Source organism: Microlunatus panaciterrae, assembly GCF_016907535.1.
Classification (GTDB): Bacteria; Actinomycetota; Actinomycetes; order Propionibacteriales; family Propionibacteriaceae; genus Microlunatus; species Microlunatus panaciterrae.
This window is the reverse complement of sequence record NZ_JAFBCF010000001.1, coordinates 603,805-621,022: the sequence shown is the minus strand read 5'-3', so window position 1 is coordinate 621,022 and position 17,218 is coordinate 603,805. Positions and strand designations below refer to the sequence as shown.

Annotated in this window: 15 protein-coding genes and 1 pseudogene; 9 read left to right on the top strand and 7 right to left on the bottom strand. The window is 69.5% G+C overall.

Annotated elements, in window-relative coordinates; translation table 11 throughout:
- Window positions 1-334: 334 nt before the first annotated feature.
- Window positions 335-1,228 (top strand): SMP-30/gluconolactonase/LRE family protein, encoded by an 894-nt coding sequence (locus JOE57_RS02725; protein ID WP_204916277.1) that lies wholly within the window; start codon window positions 335-337, stop codon window positions 1,226-1,228.
- Here the strand turns inward: JOE57_RS02725 and JOE57_RS02720 are convergent.
- The 3 genes from JOE57_RS02720 to JOE57_RS02710 are packed head-to-tail and all read right to left on the bottom strand — an operon-like array spanning window position 1,219 to window position 4,195.
- A complete protein-coding gene (locus JOE57_RS02720; protein ID WP_204916276.1) occupies window positions 1,219-2,436 on the bottom strand; it encodes a glycosyltransferase 87 family protein in 1,218 nt (405 codons plus the stop codon). The genes JOE57_RS02725 and JOE57_RS02720 overlap by 10 nt on opposite strands.
- Complete coding sequence (locus tag JOE57_RS02715; RefSeq protein ID WP_204916275.1) at window positions 2,433-3,248, bottom strand: HAD family hydrolase; 816 nt, start codon at window positions 3,246-3,248, stop codon at window positions 2,433-2,435. Before JOE57_RS02715 ends, JOE57_RS02720 begins: the two co-directional genes overlap by 4 nt.
- A complete protein-coding gene (locus JOE57_RS02710) occupies window positions 3,248-4,195 on the bottom strand; it encodes a hypothetical protein (RefSeq protein WP_239578819.1) in 948 nt (315 codons plus the stop codon). The genes JOE57_RS02715 and JOE57_RS02710 overlap by 1 nt, the downstream gene beginning before the upstream one ends.
- 156 nt (window positions 4,196-4,351) lie before the next feature.
- On the opposite strand from JOE57_RS02710, the pseudogene JOE57_RS02705 reads away from it, so the two are divergent.
- The 6 genes and pseudogenes from JOE57_RS02705 to JOE57_RS02680 form a co-directional block, all read left to right on the top strand.
- A pseudogene (locus tag JOE57_RS02705) lies at window positions 4,352-5,460 on the top strand (AAA family ATPase); the annotation flags it as partial.
- Window positions 5,435-6,523 (top strand): DUF58 domain-containing protein, encoded by a 1,089-nt coding sequence (locus JOE57_RS02700; RefSeq protein ID WP_204916273.1) that lies wholly within the window; start codon window positions 5,435-5,437, stop codon window positions 6,521-6,523. The pseudogene JOE57_RS02705 and the gene JOE57_RS02700, both read left to right, overlap by 26 nt.
- Window positions 6,520-7,482 (top strand): VWA domain-containing protein, encoded by a 963-nt coding sequence (locus JOE57_RS02695; RefSeq protein WP_204916272.1) that lies wholly within the window; start codon window positions 6,520-6,522, stop codon window positions 7,480-7,482. The genes JOE57_RS02700 and JOE57_RS02695 overlap by 4 nt, the downstream gene beginning before the upstream one ends.
- 11 nt (window positions 7,483-7,493) lie before the next feature.
- A complete protein-coding gene (locus tag JOE57_RS02690) occupies window positions 7,494-8,462 on the top strand; it encodes a VWA domain-containing protein (protein ID WP_204920174.1) in 969 nt (322 codons plus the stop codon).
- Window positions 8,453-9,454 carry a GNAT family N-acetyltransferase gene (locus tag JOE57_RS19080; RefSeq protein ID WP_204916271.1) on the top strand — a complete coding sequence of 334 codons (1,002 nt, stop codon included), beginning with the start codon at window positions 8,453-8,455 and terminating at the stop codon, window positions 9,452-9,454. The genes JOE57_RS02690 and JOE57_RS19080 overlap by 10 nt, the downstream gene beginning before the upstream one ends.
- Window positions 9,455-9,481: 27 nt before the next feature.
- Window positions 9,482-10,189 carry a YggS family pyridoxal phosphate-dependent enzyme gene (locus JOE57_RS02680; protein WP_204916270.1) on the top strand — a complete coding sequence of 236 codons (708 nt, stop codon included), beginning with the start codon at window positions 9,482-9,484 and terminating at the stop codon, window positions 10,187-10,189.
- A 3-nt stretch (window positions 10,190-10,192) separates the two neighbouring features.
- Here JOE57_RS02680 and JOE57_RS02675 read toward each other — a convergent pair whose 3' ends face one another.
- The gene (locus tag JOE57_RS02675; protein WP_204916269.1) at window positions 10,193-10,957 is read right to left on the bottom strand and encodes a DUF4097 family beta strand repeat-containing protein; all 765 of its coding nucleotides are present in this window, start codon (window positions 10,955-10,957) and stop codon (window positions 10,193-10,195) included.
- A 76-nt stretch (window positions 10,958-11,033) separates the two neighbouring features.
- The gene (locus JOE57_RS02670; RefSeq protein WP_204916268.1) at window positions 11,034-12,974 is read right to left on the bottom strand and encodes a prolyl oligopeptidase family serine peptidase; all 1,941 of its coding nucleotides are present in this window, start codon (window positions 12,972-12,974) and stop codon (window positions 11,034-11,036) included.
- Between the two features lie 142 nt (window positions 12,975-13,116).
- On the opposite strand from JOE57_RS02670, the gene JOE57_RS02665 reads away from it, so the two are divergent.
- Complete coding sequence (locus JOE57_RS02665) at window positions 13,117-13,614, top strand: DUF3145 domain-containing protein (protein WP_204916267.1); 498 nt, start codon at window positions 13,117-13,119, stop codon at window positions 13,612-13,614.
- Window positions 13,615-13,624: 10 nt separating this feature from the next.
- Here the strand turns inward: JOE57_RS02665 and JOE57_RS02660 are convergent, their stop codons facing one another.
- Entirely contained in the window at window positions 13,625-14,647 is a 1,023-nt protein-coding gene (locus JOE57_RS02660) for an acyltransferase family protein (protein ID WP_204916266.1), read from the bottom strand.
- A gap of 62 nt (window positions 14,648-14,709) precedes the next feature.
- Here JOE57_RS02660 and JOE57_RS02655 point away from each other — a divergent pair, with 62 nt between their 5' ends.
- Window positions 14,710-16,476 (top strand): gamma-glutamyltransferase family protein, encoded by a 1,767-nt coding sequence (locus tag JOE57_RS02655; protein ID WP_338041124.1) that lies wholly within the window; start codon window positions 14,710-14,712, stop codon window positions 16,474-16,476.
- 7 nt (window positions 16,477-16,483) lie between these two features.
- Here the strand turns inward: JOE57_RS02655 and JOE57_RS02650 are convergent, their stop codons facing one another.
- The gene (locus JOE57_RS02650) at window positions 16,484-17,215 is read right to left on the bottom strand and encodes a phosphotransferase (protein WP_204916265.1); all 732 of its coding nucleotides are present in this window, start codon (window positions 17,213-17,215) and stop codon (window positions 16,484-16,486) included.
- Between the last annotated feature and the right edge of the window lie 3 nt (window positions 17,216-17,218).

Genomic DNA, 17,218 nt, shown 5'->3' with positions numbered 1-17,218 from the left:
CGCCAGTGAGGGCGGGCGGGGCTTCGACGATCTCTGAGGCGGCAGTGCGCCGTGGTTCCTTTGAAATTACACGCGTCAGATGCTGTTCAGGAGGATCGTGTTGAGGATACTGTTCAGCCAGTCAATCATGTAATGAAACCCCCTTTCGGTGCCTAACGTAGAACGCGGACGTGGTCATCATCGAATGCGGTGGCCGCATCCTCTGCTGCACCAGGTTCACGAAACTGAATCCGCACTCACTTCATGGTAGACGACTTCGGACCATTGGTGGTGATTCCCACGAATTGTCGCGACGCTAGGATCCTTCGCCTGACCAACCATCGAGGAGTGCCCCTTGACCGAGTTCCTGTCCGCCCAGTTCCAGGTCCTTGACGATCGCTTCCGCGGTACCGGCGGAGACCGGCAGCTCGAAAAAGTTTTCGACCGGGGCCGGTGGCTGGAGGGGCCCGCCTACCATCCCGCCGTCCGCTGCGTGCTGTTCAGCGACATCCCCAACGATCGGGTGCTGCGCTTCGACGAGGTGACCGGTCGGGTGGATGTCTTCACCAGCCCGGCCGGCTTCGCCAACGGGCGGATCGTGGATCGGCAGGGCCGGTTCGTCTCCTGCGAGCACGGCGACCGTCGGCTCACCCGGCTCGAGCACGACGGGACCGTCACCGTCCTGGCCGACAGCTTCGAGGGCAGGCCGCTGAACAGCCCGAACGACGTCGTGCAGCACTCGGACGGCTCATTGTGGTTCACCGACCCCGCGTACGGGATCGACACCGACTACGAGGGCCATGCGGCCGAGCCGGAGCAGTCCGGCTGCCACGTCTACCGGCTGAGCCCTGACGGCCGGCTCGACCGGGTCGCGGACGACTTCGACCGGCCCAACGGGCTGGCCTTCTCCGCCGACGAGCAGCGGCTCTACGTGGTCGACACGCCGCGGGCCCACATTCGCGTGTTCGAGGTGGTCGGCGACACCCTCACCGGGGGCGAGGTGTTCGCCACCTGCGACGCCGGCGGCTTCGACGGGATCCGGTTCGACCAGCGCGGCAGGCTGTGGGCCGCAGCCCATGACGGGCTGCACTGCTTCGAGTCCGACGGCACGCTGGTGGGCAAGCTGCTGGTGCCGGAGACGGTGGCCAACCTCTGCTTCGGCGGCCCGCAGCGCAACCAGCTGTTCATCACCGCCACGACCTCGCTCTACACCCTGCGGGTCAACTTCCGCGGCGCCGTCTACCCCTGAGCCCGGGCTCTGCGCTGCAGCTGGAGCACGATGGAGGCCACGATCACCGTAATGCCGAGAATCGCGGTGACCGACGCCAACAGGTTCTGCGACCAGCTCCAGCTGAGTTCGACGTCGCCTCCGTTGGGCAGCTTCTTGAACGGTGCCGCCACCACCCATCCGACGAAGATCCAGCCGAGGTAGCGGAACCAGACCGGCAGCCTGCGGTCGATCAGGCAGATGGCGAACGGAACCACCCAGACGAAGTGGTGCGACCAGGACACCGGGGAGGCGAACAGGCCGGCGATACCGCAGAGCGTGACGCTGAGGGCGATGTTGCCCACCCGGTGCCACAGCAGCCCGGCCCAGATCCCCAGCAGGGTCACCACTGCGGACAGCGCCAGGCCGACAATGGAGCTGATGGCCCCGAGCCCGATCACCCGGACGGCGTCGGCCATCACGGACTGGTTGGTGTAGTAGACGATGCTGTGGCCCAGGCCGGTGTCGCCGTGCGCCAGCCGGCCCCAGAACTGCAGAGACCGTTCCGGCAGGATCACGGCGGTGATCAGGGTCAGCGCAGCGATCGTGACCAGCATGGTCAGAGCTGCCCGCTTCTTCCGGCACGCAACCAGATAGATCAGGAAGATTCCCGGCGTGAGCTTGAGCGCGGTCGCGAACCCGGAGAGGACGCCCTCCGGCAGCAACCGGCGTCCGGCCGGCCGGCGGCCGAGGATCTGCGGACCCGGCACCAGGTCGAGCACGATCAGTGCCACCAGGAAGATGCCGAGCTGACCGAAGGTGAACGTGCCGCTCACCGGTTCGACGAAGAAGATCGACGCAGCCGCCACCAGGCTCAGCACCCACCCGGTCAGCCCGAGCCGGTACAGGATCGCCAGCATCGCCACCACGTTGGCCACGGTCCAGGCGATCTGGCCGACCGCTGCCGGCGTCAGCGCCAACGGCACCGCCATCAGCGCGGCGAACGGCGGGTAGAGGAAGGGCAGTGATCCCGGCAGGTGGTAGAAGTCGCCACCTTCGAGCAGAACACGACCGGCCAGCCGGTACACGTCGAAGTCGACCATAGTGGGCCGCCACGGGATGATCTTGCCGCCGAAGGTGGTGGCGGCGACGAACAGCCCGACGATGATCGGCAGCACGCTCAGGCTCACCGCCCGGCCGATCCGGGCCAGGGTCAGTGGCCGGGCGGGCGCCAGCTCCAGTGTGGTCATCCGGCCAGCCAGGACTGGATGGTCCGGCCGACGCCGGACTCGTCGTTGCTCGCCACCACCGGGATGTCCATCTCCAGTAGGGCCGGGTGCGCGTTGGCCACCACGTGCGGCATTCCGACCCAGGTCAGCATCTCGATGTCGTTCGGCATGTCACCGAAGGCGGCGACCTCCGATGCGTCGATCCCGAGCTCGGCGCACACCCGGCGCAGCATGGCCGCCTTGCTGACCCCGGGTGCACTGATCTCCACCAGACCTCGGCCGGCCGACTGGGAGTGGGTGGCCGTCAGCCGGTCCTGGACGACGCGCTTCACCCGCAGCAGCAGCTCGTCGGCTCCGAGCTCGTGGCTCTGCACCAGCATCTTCACATAGTCGTCCACCTCGAGAATCTCCTCGACAGTGCCGCTGAACAGTCCGGCGTCCTCCGGGACGTCGCCGTCGGTCCAAGTGCGGTAGGCGGCCTCGAAGCCGAACCGGATGCCCGACTCCAAGGCGAAGGTGGCGTCCTGGACCACCCGGCGGATCTCCTCGATGGCACTGAGAGCCACGTCGGGGGAGATGAACACCTGGTGGCTCATCTCCCTGCTGCCCAGGTCGTACAGCGCGGCGCCGTTGCTGACGATCACGGTGGGATGCCCGCCCGGCAGGTCGGCGATGACGTCCAGCCAGCGCACCGGTCGCCCGGTGGCGAACAGCACCGGGATGCCGACCTCCTGAGCAGCCAGCACCGCTGCCGAGTTCTCCTCGCTGACCTGACCACCGGAGGAGAGGAAGGTGCCGTCGAGGTCACTGGCGATCAGCTTCGGGCGGATCATCAGAGCTTCGACCTCGGTGAGTTGATGTTGCCGGGTGAGCCCGAGTCGGACGGTGTCGGCTGGCCGCCACCGGACTTGCTGCCGCTGGGACTAGGGGAGGCGGAGCTGGGGGAGCCCGACATCGACGGGGTCTGGGAGGGCGACTTCGGTGAACCCGACTGCGACGACGGTGAGCCCGATGGCGAGCCGGACTGCGGCGACGGAGACCCCGACTGTGGCGACGGGGAGCTGGACTGTGGAGGCGGGCTACCGGAGCCGCCGGTGGGCGGCGGCGGGGCCTGCGGCGGCTGGTTGCGAAAGATCAGGATGGCGATCAGCACCGCCAGTGCGGCCAGCAGCACCATCAGGAACCACGACACCAGGATGGTCTTCCAGCCCGCCCGGTCGTAACGTCCCGGCCAGGGCAGCGGCCAGACCCGGGCCAGCCCGGGCTGCACCCGGTCGAGCCAGTAGTGGCGATAGTCGGGGCCCGCCGGCGTGCCCTGCGGCGGCAGCGTGCTGAGCTGTACCTCGGACAGGATCCGTTCGGCCTCGGCCGCCGCGGCCGGCGACCCGTCATAGACCAGGGCCGCCCACGGCGCGACCAGCCGGGCATCCGGGGACACCGGGTCGTCGTCCTCCGAGCGATACTTCTTGGCGAGCCGACCCTCGTTCTGGCCGTGCCCTCCGCGCGCCAGCACGGTGTCGATGTGCATCGCGTTGATCAGGCCGGCCAACCGGTCCCGGGCGGCGGCGTCCTCGGCCGCACCCTCCGACAGCAGGATCACCATGGCCGGCTGGTTGTCGTCGGTATGCGCCGTGTAGGCGACCCCGGACGCGGTCCAGCCGAGCCGGGCATCGAGCCAGAAGTCGCCGATCTTCGGCGGATCTTCGGGCAACAGCGGGCTCACCGGGACGTACCCGTACGTACTGTCCGGTGCACCTTCCGGCGGTTCTGGTGTCGACATCGGTCCTAATCTCATCACACCCGGGGTGCGGCTCGGTTGCTGGACTCCGGGGATGATGAAATGGTCTGCGACAATTGGCCGGGTGCCACCGTCGTACGGGTAACGTCGTGACCCGGGAGCCGGGGGACAATCAGCGCGCAACCACAGGAGAAGTGAGTGAGCAGTCCGACACAGAGCCAGCCGGCCGGACAGGCGCAGTACCAGGGCCAGGGCAACCAGCAGGCGGCCAGGCTGCTCGGCGAGGCGATCGCCCAGGTACAGCGGATCATCGTCGGCCAGGAGCACATGGTCGAGCAGCTGATGGTCGCCCTGCTGGCCAAGGGTCACTGCCTGCTCGAAGGCGTGCCCGGCGTGGCCAAGACACTGGCGGTGCGGAGCTTCGCGACAGTGGTCGGCGGCGACTTCGCGCGGGTGCAGTTCACCCCTGACCTGGTGCCGTCCGACATCGTCGGCACCCGGATCTACAAGGCGAGCCAGGAAGGTTTCGACATCGAGCTCGGCCCGGTGTTCGTCAACTTCGTGCTGGCCGACGAGATCAACCGGGCACCCGCCAAGGTCCAGTCGGCCATGCTCGAGCTGATGGCTGAGAAGCAGGTGTCGATCGGCGGCCACACCTACCCAGCTCCGAAGCCGTTCATCGTCATCGCCACCCAGAACCCGGTGGAGTCCGAGGGCGTCTACCCGCTGCCCGAGGCGCAGCGGGACCGGTTCCTGCTCAAGGTGGACGTCCCCTACCCGCGCGGCAACGAGGAGTTCGAGATCCTCCGCCGGATGAGCGTTGACCCGCCCGAGGCGCAGCAGATCCTCAACCCGGACCTGATCCTGAAGCTGCAGCGGCAGGCCTCCGACGTGTTCGTGCACAACCTGGTGGCGGAGTACATCGTGCGGCTGGTGCTGGCCACCCGGACGCCGGCCGAGTTCAACATGCCCGACCTCACCTCCGTGATCCAGATCGGCTGCAGCCCGCGCGCCACCCTGGGTCTGGTCGCCGCCGCCCGGGCGCTGGCGCTCATCCATGGCCGGGACTACGTCCTCCCGACCGACGTCCAGGCTGTGGCCAAGGACGTCATGTCGCATCGTCTGGTGCTCGGCTTCGACGCCGTTGCCGACAATGTCAGCACCGCGCAGGTGATCGAACGGATCGTGGCCATGGTGCCGCCTCCCACCCCGGTGTGGAACGCCGGCCAGCAGCGTCAGAGCCCGGGCCAGCACCAGCAGCCCGACTTTCACTAGGCGCCGATGTCCTACCCTCCACCCCAGGGGCCGCCGGCCGGTTTTCCGCCGCCGTCCGGCTTCGCACCCCCGTCGGCAGCCGACTACGGCGCTGTCTCCTCCGTCATCGGTGCGCCGACCAAGATCACCATCCCGCTCAACAAGCTGGCGCCGGAGGCTGCCCTGCGCCGGCTCGAGCTGACCATCGTCCGGCGGCTCGAGGGCTATCTGCAGGGGGACCATCTCGGCCTGCTGCCGGGTCCCGGCACCGACGCCAACGACGCGCGGGTCTACCGCGCCGGCGAGGACGACGTCCGCAAGATCGACTGGGCGGTCACCGCCCGCACCACCGTGCCCTACGTCCGTGACACCATGGCCGACCGCGAGCTGGAGGTGTGGGGCCTGCTCGATGTCACGCCGTCGATGAACTGGGGCACCGAAGGCGTCACCAAGCGTGACCTCGGCATCGCCGCGATCGCGACCATAGGCTTCCTGAGCCAGAAGATGGGCGACCGGTTCGGCGGCTACATCATGCGCCCCGAGTCGCTCCGCCGGCTGCCGGCCCGCTCCGGCCGGGCCGCGCTGTACGCGCTGCTCCGCAAGATGCTGGAGGAACCGATGGTCCCCGACCATGCCCGCGGTGAGCAGGGCCTGGCCCACGCGGTGGAGCAGCTGTCGCGCACCCAGCGCCGACGCGGGCTGAGGGTGGTGGTCTCGGACTTCCTCACCCCCGGCGACCATGAGCTCGACCCGAACGTCGAGCCCGACTGGGAACGGGCGATGCGCAGGCTCGCCATCCGCAACCAGGTGCTGGCGATCGAGGTCGTGGACCGCCGCGAGATCGAGTTCCCCAACGTCGGCGACATGCTGATCCGCGACCCGGAGACCGACTTCGAGCGCTATGTGAACACCGCGGACAGCGACGCCCGGGCCCGGATGGATGCGGCCAGCGCTGCCCAGCGGGAACGAATCCGGATCTCGCTTCGTCGTGCAGGTGTCGGGCACATCCAGTTGCGTACCGACAGAGACTGGGTCCAGGACATCGCCAGGTTCGTGCTGGCGTATCGGCGGGTGGCGAGCATGCTGCACGCACCACCCCAGGGAGTGAGTCGATGATTCCGCAGTTGGCATTCCTGTCGCCGGAGCGGCTGCTCATCCTGCTCGTGATCCCGCTGCTGGTGCTGGCCTACATCTTCGCCAGCCGGCGCAAGAACCGCCGCGGGATGCGGTTCACGAATACCTCGATGCTGGAAGTGGTGGTCCCCAAGCAGTCGCAGTGGCGCCGCCATGTCGCGGTCGCCCTCTCGATCCTCAGCCTGGTCACCCTGACCGCGGCGTTCGCCCGGCCCAAGACCCAGGTCGACGTGCCCCGGGAGCGCGCCACCATCATCGTCGTCATCGACGCGTCGCTGTCCATGCAGGCGACCGATGTGAAACCCAACCGGCTGGACGCCGCCAAGGTCGCGGCCAAGGAGTTCGTGCTGTCGCTGCCGGAGAAGTACAACGTCTCGCTGGTGTCGATGGCGGGCAGCGCGCAGATCCTGGTGCCGCCGACGTTGGACCACCGGTCGGTCGAGCGGGCGATCGACAGCATCAAGCTGCAGGAGTCGACCGCGATCGGCGAGGGCATCGTGGCCGCTCTCCGCGCGCTGGACCAGGCGCCGAAGGGCAGTGACAAGGCGAAGCCGGCCCCGGGCGCCATTGTTCTGCTGAGCGACGGTGAGTCCACCGCCGGCCGGTCCCCGCTTCAGGCCGCGGCTCAGGCGCGGACCAAGAAGGTGCCGATCTACACCATCGCCTATGGCACCGAGAACGGCTACGTCGACCTCGACGGCAAGCGTCAGCTGGTGCCGGTGAACCACAAGCAGATGCAGCAGATCGCTGCGACCAGCGGCGGGGAGTACTTCAAGGCGGCGACCGCCGATCAGCTCAAGAGCGTGTACAAGAACATCAAGTCCGAGACCGGCTACGAGAAGGCCGACCGTGAGATCACCTCCCGGTTCGCCGGGTATGGGTTGGCGTTCGCCGTGCTCGCGGCGCTCGGTGCGATCTCCCTTGGCGCGAGGTGGCCATGATGGGTGGGCTGGTGCTGGTCCCGATGCTGCCGTCCTTCCTGGCTCCGGCCCGGCTGTGGCTGCTGTTGCTGATCCCGGTGCTGGTCGGGCTCTACCTGTTCATGGTCCGGCGCAAGCAGAACCGGCAGCAGCAGGTCGGCCGGACGATGCTGGACCTGGTCATCCCGCGGGAGAGCAGCTGGAAGCGTCACCTGGCCGTCGGGCTGTCGATCCTCAGTCTGCTGACCCTGACACTGGCGTTCGCCAAGCCGAAGGACACCGTCCTGGTGCCGCGCGAACGGGCCACTGTCGTGGTGGCCATCGACGTGTCGCTGTCGATGCAGGCCGAGGACGTTGCGCCCAACCGGCTCGAAGCGGCCAAGTCCGCAGCCGTGCAGTTCGTGAGCTCGCTGCCGGCGGCGTTCAATGTCTCGATCGTGTCCTTCGCCGGCACGGCCACCATCCTGGTGCCGCCGACCAAGGACCGGGGAGCAGCGACGGCGGCGATCGAGAACCTGCAGCTGCAGCCGGCCACCGCCATCGGTGAGGGGATCTACACCTCACTCGCGGCGCTGGCCCAGCTGCCGCCGGACCCGAAGCACCCGAACGAGGTGGTGCCGGCACGGATCGTGCTGCTCAGCGACGGCAAGACGCAGACCGGCCGCCCGGCCGATGAGGCGGCCGCCGCGGCGCGGGACCAGAAGGTGCCCGTCTACACCATCGCGTACGGCACCGAGAGCGGCTACATCGAGGTCAACGGCAGGCGTGAGCCGGTGCCGGTGGACCACGCCGAGCTCGCCCGCGTCGCCAAGATCTCCGGCGGCGAGGCGTACTCGGCGACCTCGGCCGGGCAGCTGAAAGACGTCTATAAGGACATCGGGTCGTCGGTCGGCAAGGAGAAGGTCGACAAGGAGGTGACCTCCCGTTACGCCGGTGCCGGGCTGGCGTTCGCCATCCTGGCCGCGCTCGGAGTGATCTCGTTGGGTGCCCGGTGGCCGTGATCTGCACCCCGACGGCAGCTGACGTCGCCGAGCTTGCCGAACTGCAACGCCGGCACGAGACGGCCGTCCGGGGCTCCTCCTCGGCCTCGCCGGAGAGGGTCGCCGCCCTGGTCACCGGTTCAGGCGCGGCGACCCACCGGCACCGGCTGGTCCGCGGCGACGACGGGCGCACGCTGGGCTGGGCATGGGTGCAGGACCGGGCCGGTGGCCGGGTGGTCTGCGCGGTCACGATCGCTCCCGAGCTGAGCGACGACAAGGCCGACCCGCTCGCCGCCGAGCTGTTCGACTGGGCGGCCGGGCAGGCTGCCGACATCGCCCGCGCCCGCGGGCTGTCCGAGACCCAGCTGGACAGTGGCGCGTTCGCCGACGATCCGCGTCAGCAGCGCTGGCTGGCCAAGGCCGGGCTGCGGCGGGTGCGCCGCTGGTGGCAGATGAGCCGGCCGGTGCAGCCCGAGGAAGGTGAGCCCGACGCCCTGCCGGCGCCCAGACCCGGTGTCTCGATCCGCCGGGTGGATCGGGAGGCGGACGGGTCGGTGGCCGAGGAGGATGTGCGCAGGGTGCACGACGTCCTCGAACAGGCGTTCGTCGACCACTTCAACTCGCACACCGAGACGTTCGCCGAGTTCTACCTCCGGCTGCGTACCGACCCCGGCCACCGCTGGGACCACTGGTGGCTGGCCGAGCTGGTCGACGATGGGCCGGCAGAGCCGGCCGGTGCGCTGGTCGCAACCGTCACCGGCACCGACGGGGCCACCGAGGGCAGCTATGTGGAATATCTCGGGGTGCTGCCGAACGCGCGTGGCCGCGGCGTGGCCACCTCGCTGCTCTATGCCCTTATCGCCGATGCCGCCCAGCGCGGCCGGGACATGGTCGGGCTGGAGGTGGACGCCGACTCGCCGACCGGCGCCGACCGGCTCTACACCGCGCTGGGCTTCAGCACCGCCTACGTGACCGAGTCCTGGCACTGTCAGCTCGTGCTGCCCCAGCGCTAGGGTGCCCCCAGCACTAGGGTGTCAGGCGTGGAGGACCCCCTGCAGACCAACCTCAAGCATGTCCGTGGCCGGATCGCCAGCGCCTGCGCACGGTCCGGCCGCGACCCGGGCTCGGTGCGACTGCTGCCGGTCAGCAAGACCGTCCCGCCGGAACGGATCCGGCTGGCATACCAGTCAGGCTGCCGGATGTTCGGCGAGAACAAGGTCCAGGAGGCCGCCGAGAAGGCGGCCGTGTTCGCTGACACTCCCGACCTGACCTGGGCGATCATCGGACATCTGCAGACGAACAAGGCCAAGGTGGTGGCGGAGATCGCCGCCGAGTTCCACGCGCTCGACAGCCTGAAGCTGGCCGAGGCGCTGGACCGCCGGTTGCAGACCGAAGGTCGCAGTCTCGACGTGTTCATCCAGGTCAACTCGTCCGGCGAGGAGTCGAAGTTCGGGCTGTCGCCGGAAGAGGTGCCGGGGTTCGCGTCCGCGCTGCGCAACTACCACGCGCTGCGCGTCCGGGGGCTGATGACGCTCGCGGTGTTCTCCGACGACCGCGAGCAGGTGGCCGGCTGTTTCGACCGGATGCGCACCCTGCAGGAGCGGCTGCGCGACTGCGACCGGGCGGCAGGCAGCTATCACGAGCTGTCGATGGGCATGTCCGGTGACTACGAGCTGGCGATCGAGTACGGCGCGACGGTGGTGAGGGTGGGAACGGCGATCTTCGGCAGCCGGCGGCTCTCGGCCTGATTCTCAGCCGGCGTACCTGACCTTGACGTTGCCGGCCTGGGTGGTGGCCACGATGTGCCGGGTCGAGGCCGGGTCGGTGGCGATGCCGACGTCGGCCCGACCGGCCTGCGAGTGGGCGTCCACGGCGTAGGCGCCCTCGGTGCCGCGAGGCAGCTCGACCGTGACATTGCCCGCCTGGCTGGTCGCAGTGACGTCGCTGGGGGCCTGGGAGAACAGCAGCTCCACGTTGCCGGCCTGAGTGCTGGCCTCGACGTCGGTTCCGGCGAGAGCGGCGCCGGTGACGTTGCCGGCCTGGCTGTGCAGCCGGAGCGGGCTGGCCAGGTTGGTCGCCTGGATGTTGCCGGCGTTCGTCTTCACCACTGCCGTCGCGCTGCGCGGCAGCCAGACGGTGTGGTCGACTTCGCAGTTCTGACCGAAGAGGTTGAAGAACCCACCGGAGCAGCTGGACTTCAGGACGAGGACGTCGCCCTGGAGGCTCGCGCTGATGGTGGGTTTGTGCGTTGTCCAGTGCAGCTGCCGCTGGACGCGCACGCCCTGGCCGTCAGAGGCCTGCAGGGTCACGTTGCCGCTGTCGATGTCGAGCTGGACCGTGGTGACATTGGCCCAGCTGTCGTCCAGGGTGCTGCGCTGCGCGCCGCCGGTCAGCCGCGAGGCGACCACGGCGGCGATGATGACCACAGCCAGCACCGTCAGCGCGATCACGGGCGCGGTCCAACTGCCGCGTTCGCGCGGGCTCGTCGGCTCCGTCACCGGGTGGGTAGTGGTCATGATCCGAAACTACGTCCGCGGCGGGCCGCCGGTAAGAGCCGAAGGTCCCGGGCCGAAGGGCCTTCGGAGCGGGGTGTCAGGGCAGGTTGTCGATCGGCAGCCCGTCGAGTCGGTCGGCCGGTTGGAAGCCGAAAACCCTGCCCAGGAAGTAGAGCTGGGCCTCGATGCTGCGCCGAATGTTCTCGGCCTTGCGGAAGCCGTGGCCCTCGCCCTCGAACATCAGCAACCCGACCGGCAGGCCCTTGTCCCTGGCGGCCTCGGCGAAGGCCATCGACTGGTTGGGCGGCACGACCTTGTCGTCCAGCCCCTGGATCAGCAGGATCGGACAGCTCAGCCGGTCGACGTGGTTGATGGGGGACCGCTGACGGTAGGTCTCCACCGCCTCCGGGTACGGCCCGACCAGACCGTCGGGATAACGGGACTCGAACTTGTGGGTGTCCTTGGCGAGCGCCTCGAGGTCGCCGATGCCGTACAGGCTGATGCCGGCTGTGAAAACGTCGGTCGTCGTCAGCGCCCGCAGGGTCGTGTAACCCCCCGCGCTGCCGCCGACGATGGCCAGCCGACGGGGATCGGCCCGCCCCTGCTCGACCATGGCGCGGGCGCCGGCGGCGCAGTCCTCGACGTCGACGACTCCCCAGCCACCCCGGAGCCGGTTGCGGTACTGCCGGCCGAAACCCGTGCTGCCGCCGTAGTTGACGTCCAGCATGGCGAATCCGCGCGAGGTCCAGTACTGGTAGCTGGCGGAGAACTCCGCTGTCGCCGCCTGGGTCGGGCCGCCGTGGGATCGGACGATGAGCGGCGGCAGCTCGCCGTCAGGTCCGCTGAAGCCTGCGTTGGTCGGTGGGTAGTAGAGGCCGTAGACCGGGCCTGCGGGGGTGGACCAGCTCACCTCTTCGGCCAGTGAGGTGCTGCCCTCGGGCAGGGTCGCGTCACTGGACCGACGGAACTCGGTGAGCTCACCGGAGCTCAGGTCGAGCCGGGAGAGCCCGGCGGGCCGGTCGGCGTAGCCCAGCGCCAGCAGCGCGGTGTCACCGTCGACGGCGATGCTGTCGACGGCAACGGCGCCGGTCGCCTGCTCCTTCAGCGTCCCCGAGCTGAGGGTCAGCAGACCCAGATGCTCGCTGCCGCCGTGGGTCCAACGGCACAGCACCCGGTCGTCGTCGACCACCGCGTAGGGTCGGTCACCCAACATCCACTGAGGCTGGGCGAACTCGGCCTCGAGCGGGTGTAGTGCCGTCGTCTCGCCGTCGAGGAAGGAGTAGAGGTTCCACCAGTCGGCGCGGTCGGAGATGAACAGCAGCCGCCCGTCGCCGGTCCAGCGCGGCTGGACGGCCGACTCGTCGGGGCCTCCTGCCACCTGGGTGACGTCGGCGAGCTGCTGCACGTCGGCGACTCCGGCTCCCACCAGCCGACCGAGCATGATCCGGGTGGAGTCCCAGGGCATGTTCGGGTGGTCCCACTCGGTCCAGGCCAGACCTCCCGTCGACGACAGCTCCGGCGTGCTGTAGAAGTCCGCCCCGGAGCACAGCACCGTGCCACCCTCCTCGTTGCCGCCGTTCAAGGACAGCGCCACGATGCTCGCCACCGGCTCCGGATGGGCCGGGTCATGGTCCTCGCGGACCGCCAGCACCAGGTCACGGTCGGGGTGGACCCGGAGATCGGCGTACCGGAGGGTCCTGCTCTCCGGGGTGATCGGTTCGGCCCCGCCGCCGTCGACGCTGCGGTAGACCCGGCCGTCGGCGAGGTGGGAGAACACCACCGTGCTCTGCGCCACGTCCCAGGCCCCGCCGCCGTACTCGTGCACCATCGAGCGGACGTAGAACGGGGCCGGGGTGAGCTGGATCCGGGTGCCGTCGGCGTCCTGACGCCACAGGCTGATCCGGCCACCCTCGTCGGCCCGGGACTCAGCCCAGTACCAGCGCCCGCCGGACGGGCGGGGTGAGCCGAGCCCGACCGAGGCGGTGGTCATCATGTCGACGGTGACGGGGGAGCTCCAGGAACCGTAGGGCGCGATCATGGCTCCACCTTACGGATCACCCACCGCGGGCGAAACGGCCCTTCCTGGTACTCCTGTGACTGATGGTGCACAATAGGTCGTGGTTCTCCCGGGAATATCGAGGATGTCGGGGAAGGCAGCCCTCAACCGCCTTGGAGGATCAATGAGTGTGACCCGTGGTGTCGTGTACATCCACTCAGCGCCGTCAGCGCTGTGCCCGCACATCGAGTGGGCCGTCGGCGGCGTCTTCGGCGCGCCCGTACGCCTGGACTGGACCCCGCAGCCGATCGAGCGGGCCAGCTATCGCACCGAGTACTCCTGGGCGGGCGCGGACGGGAGCGCGGCCAAGCTGGCCTCGGCGCTGAAGGGTTGGCAGCGGCTCCGGTTCGAGGTGACCGAGGAGGCCACATCGTCCACCGAGGCCGTGCGCTACTCCTACACCCCGCAACTGGGCGTCTTCCAGGCCGTGACCGGCATCCACGGTGACATCATGATCCCCGAGGACCGGATCAAGCAGGCCGTGGTGACCGCGGCTCTCGGTGGCCCCGACCTGGTGGATGCGCTGGACGAGCTCCTCGGGCGGCCCTGGGACGAGGAGCTGGAGCCGTTCCGCTACGCCGGCGACGGCGCATCCGTGCGCTGGCTGCACGAGGTGGTCTGAGCCGGGCGGCTCACCTGGCCGGCAGCAGCCGATCGAGCGGCGGTTGCACGAACGGTCTGCTGACCCACCGCACCGGTCGGGTGCCCAGGGCCAGGGCGACCACCACCGCGGCGGCGGACACTGCGACAACCTCGATCGGGGTGTTCATGTCCTCCAGCAGGCCGAGGTCGCGGAAGGGCACCAGGATCAGCGTGTGCAGCAAGTAGATGTAGAGCGAGTACTGGCCGGCGTAGGTCCACCAGCGGTGCTTGCGCGGCGTCACCGACAGGATCGCCAGGGTCCCGGCCAGCCCGGTGGCATAGCTGACCAGTCGCCACCAGACGCCGTCGTTCAGGTTGTCGGCCATCGTCATGAAGCTGTCGTTGTAGTAGAACACCTGCGCCGGCAGCTGCGCCCGCAACGGCAGTGACAACGCGGCCAGCACGATCAGCACGACGAAGCCGGCCTGCCGGCTGACCGGCTTCTTGAACAGGTCGAAGTGCCGCGGTCGGACGATCAGCCCGAAGACGAAGAAGGGCAGCAGGACGACGATCCGGTTGAGCGCGAAGACATCGGGCAGCGGGTTCCACAGCCCCGTACCGAGACTGAAGGCCACCGACAGCGGCAGCACGTACGGGACCTTCAGCAGCAGAGGGGCGACCGCCCGCCAGACCGCCGTCGCCGCCAGGAACCACATCGTCCATTCGGGGTGCAGGATGTCCCAGGTGAAGGCCTTGTCGGCGAACCGGGCCTCCAGCAGCGCATGGAGCCACTGGAAGATCAGATAGGGGATCACCAGGGTGTAGACGATCCGCAGGTACGAGCGCACGCTGGGCCTGAATCGCTGCGCCATGTATCCGGTGATGAAGACGAAGGCAGGCATGTGGAAGCTGTAGACGAACCGGTAGAGCAGGTTTCCGGGGGTGTCCTCGATCACCGGTTCGATCGTGTGGCCGATGACGACCAGCACGATCAGCATCGCCTTGGTGTTGTCCAGGTAGGGGTCACGGACCTTCCCAGCGGTCTGGGTCGGCGCTTCCTGCTGGGCGGCCACGTCGCGACTCTACAACGGAACCCTGGAGCGGCCTGCACTGCTGCGCCCACTAGGGTCGAGTGGTGTTCACCACCCGACCGGAACTGCTCGGAACCCATGGAATGGTCGCCAGCACGCACTGGCTGGCCAGCCAGGCAGGCATGGCCGTGCTGGAGGACGGCGGCAACGCCTTCGACGCAGCCGTCGCGGCAGGGTTCGTGCTGCACGTTGTCGAGCCCCACCTGAACGGACCCGGGGGAGACCTCCCGCTGATCTTCCGGGTCGGCGATGACGACCCGCGGGTGCTCTGCGGCCAAGGGGTGGCGCCGGCTGCTGCGACCATCGAGCGCTTCACCGGGCTCGGCCTGGACGTGGTGCCCGGCACCGGTCTGCTGGCGTCGGCGGTGCCGGGAGCCACGCCGGCGTGGCTCACCCTGCTGCGGGACCATGGCACCCGCACGCCCGCCGAGGTGTTGAAGTACGCCATCGGCTACGCCGAGCACGGCCACCCCATCCTGGGCAGGGTGGTCGATCTGGTCACCACGATGGCCGACCACTTCACCGAGTACTGGCCGACCTCGGCGGCCACCTGGCTTCCCATCCCGCCCGCCGGCCGGCTCTTCCGCCTGCCCGCCCTGGCCGCCACCTACCGCCGCCTGGTGGCCGAGTCGGAGAGCGGCCAGACCCGGGAGGCCAAGTGCGACGCCGCGTTGGCGGCCTGGTCACAGGGCTTCGTCGCGGCGGCGGTCGACCGGTTCGTCCGTACGCCGGTCCGCGACACCTCCGGGCGTGACCACGCCGGCCTGCTGACCGGGCAGGACATGGCCACCTGGACGCCGACCTACGAGCAGCCGATGGAGTACAGCTGGCGCGGGAACCGGGTCTTCAAGTGCCCGGGGTGGACCCAGGGCCCGGCGTTCCTGCAGACGCTCGCACTGCTCGACCCGCTGCTGCCGGCGACCCTGGGCCAGCTCGGTGCCGACGAGATCCACACCATCATCGAGGCCCAGAAGCTGGCCTTCGCCGACCGGGACGCCTGGTTCGGCGACGCCCCGGACGCGCCTGACCTGGCCGGTCTCTTCGCGCCGGACCGGCTCGCCGGGCGCCGTGCACTGATCGGGCCCGAGGCGTCCCTGGAGCTGCGACCGGGCTCGCTCAACGGACGCGACCCGAGGCTGCCGGGCCGGGCCCTACGGATGGGGGACGCCGTTCCCGCGCAGGCGGGCACCGGCGAGCCGACCGTCCGGCGGGACGGCTCGACCAACGGCGACACCTGCCACCTGGACATCGTGGACCGCTGGGGCAACGTGGTATCGGCGACCCCCAGCGGCGGGTGGCTGCAGTCCTCGCCCACCATCCCGGAACTGGGGTTCTGCCTGGGCAGCCGACTGCAGATGGTCTGGCTGGAGCCCGGCCTGCCGTCGTCGCTGGTGCCCAGCCGGCGGCCGCGCACCACGCTGAGCCCGGGGATGGCCATCTCGGCCGAAGGGGTGACCACCGCCTTCGGAACTCCTGGCGGCGACCAGCAGGACCAGTGGCCGCTGGTGTTCTGGCTGGCCCACACGCTCGGCGGGCAGAACCTGCAGCAGGCGATCGACCACCCGTCGTTCAACATCACGGCGCTGATCTCGTCGTTCGAGCCGCGCACCTGGACTCCCGGCGGGGTGGAGCTGGAGGCCCGCTACCCCGAGCAGGTGACGACCGAGTTGCGCCGGCGGGGCCACCGGGTGAGCGTCCGGCCCGACTGGAGCCTGGGCCGGATGTCCGCAGCCACGTTCGACCCGGCCGACGGGGTGCTCCGGGCGGCAGCCAACCCACGCGGGATGCAGGGCTACGCGGTCGGTCGCTGACCGCTCCTCAGGTGGCGTCCCACAGCCGCCGGTAGAAGTCGATCCGTGCCCAGTCGGGCTCGACGCCGTAGGCGGCCAGAAACTCCTCCTCCCAGCGGCCCGGAAAGTTCCAGCCGAGGCTGTAGGTGGCCACAGCCAGGTCGGCCCACCGGTCGGCCACGCCCAGCGAACCCAGGTCGACGTGACCGCTCCAGCCGCCGTCGGTGGTGACCAGGGTGTTGGGGGCGCAGGCGTCGCCATGGCAGACCACCAGCCGGTCGACCTCGGGCGCCTCGGCGACCAGGCTTCGGTCCTCGGGTCGGATGATCCGGGCGAACCGGTCGGGCAGCGACCAGCTGAACGGGCAGTCGGCGACCGGCAGCCGGTCGTGCAGGGCGCGTAGGCCGAGAGCGATCGCCCGCACCGCGGTCCGCGGCTCGGCCACCCACCTGGGGCTGATGGCGGTGTCGCCAGCGATGCCGCGGGTGTGCAGCCAGCTGCCGGTGACAGTGGGCCCGACGCCGAGCACCGGCGGAACGGTGATGAACCGCGCCGCCCAGCGCAGCTTCGTCGCCTCCCGTTCGAGGTCGAACTCCGGATGCGGCGGACACCACTTGACGAATTCGCGCTCGGCCCCGTCGCCGATCTGGAAGGTGAGGCCGCCCAGCTCGTTGCGCCAGACCGGAGTCAACGGCCGGCCGGCGGCGATCTCGCGCACGACGTCCGGCGGCTCCAGCTGCTCGGTGCCCGGGATGCTCACCCG

What these genes read in the sequence shown, in the direction of transcription:
- JOE57_RS02720 (WP_204916276.1), bottom strand. Translation starts at nt 2,436, where the DNA reads ATGACCACACTGGAGCTGGCGCCCGCCCGGCCACTGACCCTGGCCCGG.
- JOE57_RS02715 (WP_204916275.1), bottom strand. Translation starts at nt 3,248, where the DNA reads ATGATCCGCCCGAAGCTGATCGCCAGTGACCTCGACGGCACCTTCCTC.
- JOE57_RS02710 (WP_239578819.1), bottom strand. Translation starts at nt 4,195, where the DNA reads ATGTCGACACCAGAACCGCCGGAAGGTGCACCGGACAGTACGTACGGG.
- JOE57_RS02700 (WP_204916273.1), top strand. Translation starts at nt 5,435, where the DNA reads ATGTCCTACCCTCCACCCCAGGGGCCGCCGGCCGGTTTTCCGCCGCCG.
- JOE57_RS02695 (WP_204916272.1), top strand. Translation starts at nt 6,520, where the DNA reads ATGATTCCGCAGTTGGCATTCCTGTCGCCGGAGCGGCTGCTCATCCTG.
- JOE57_RS02675 (WP_204916269.1), bottom strand. Translation starts at nt 10,957, where the DNA reads ATGACCACTACCCACCCGGTGACGGAGCCGACGAGCCCGCGCGAACGC.
- JOE57_RS02670 (WP_204916268.1), bottom strand. Translation starts at nt 12,974, where the DNA reads ATGATCGCGCCCTACGGTTCCTGGAGCTCCCCCGTCACCGTCGACATG.
- JOE57_RS02665 (WP_204916267.1), top strand. Translation starts at nt 13,117, where the DNA reads ATGAGTGTGACCCGTGGTGTCGTGTACATCCACTCAGCGCCGTCAGCG.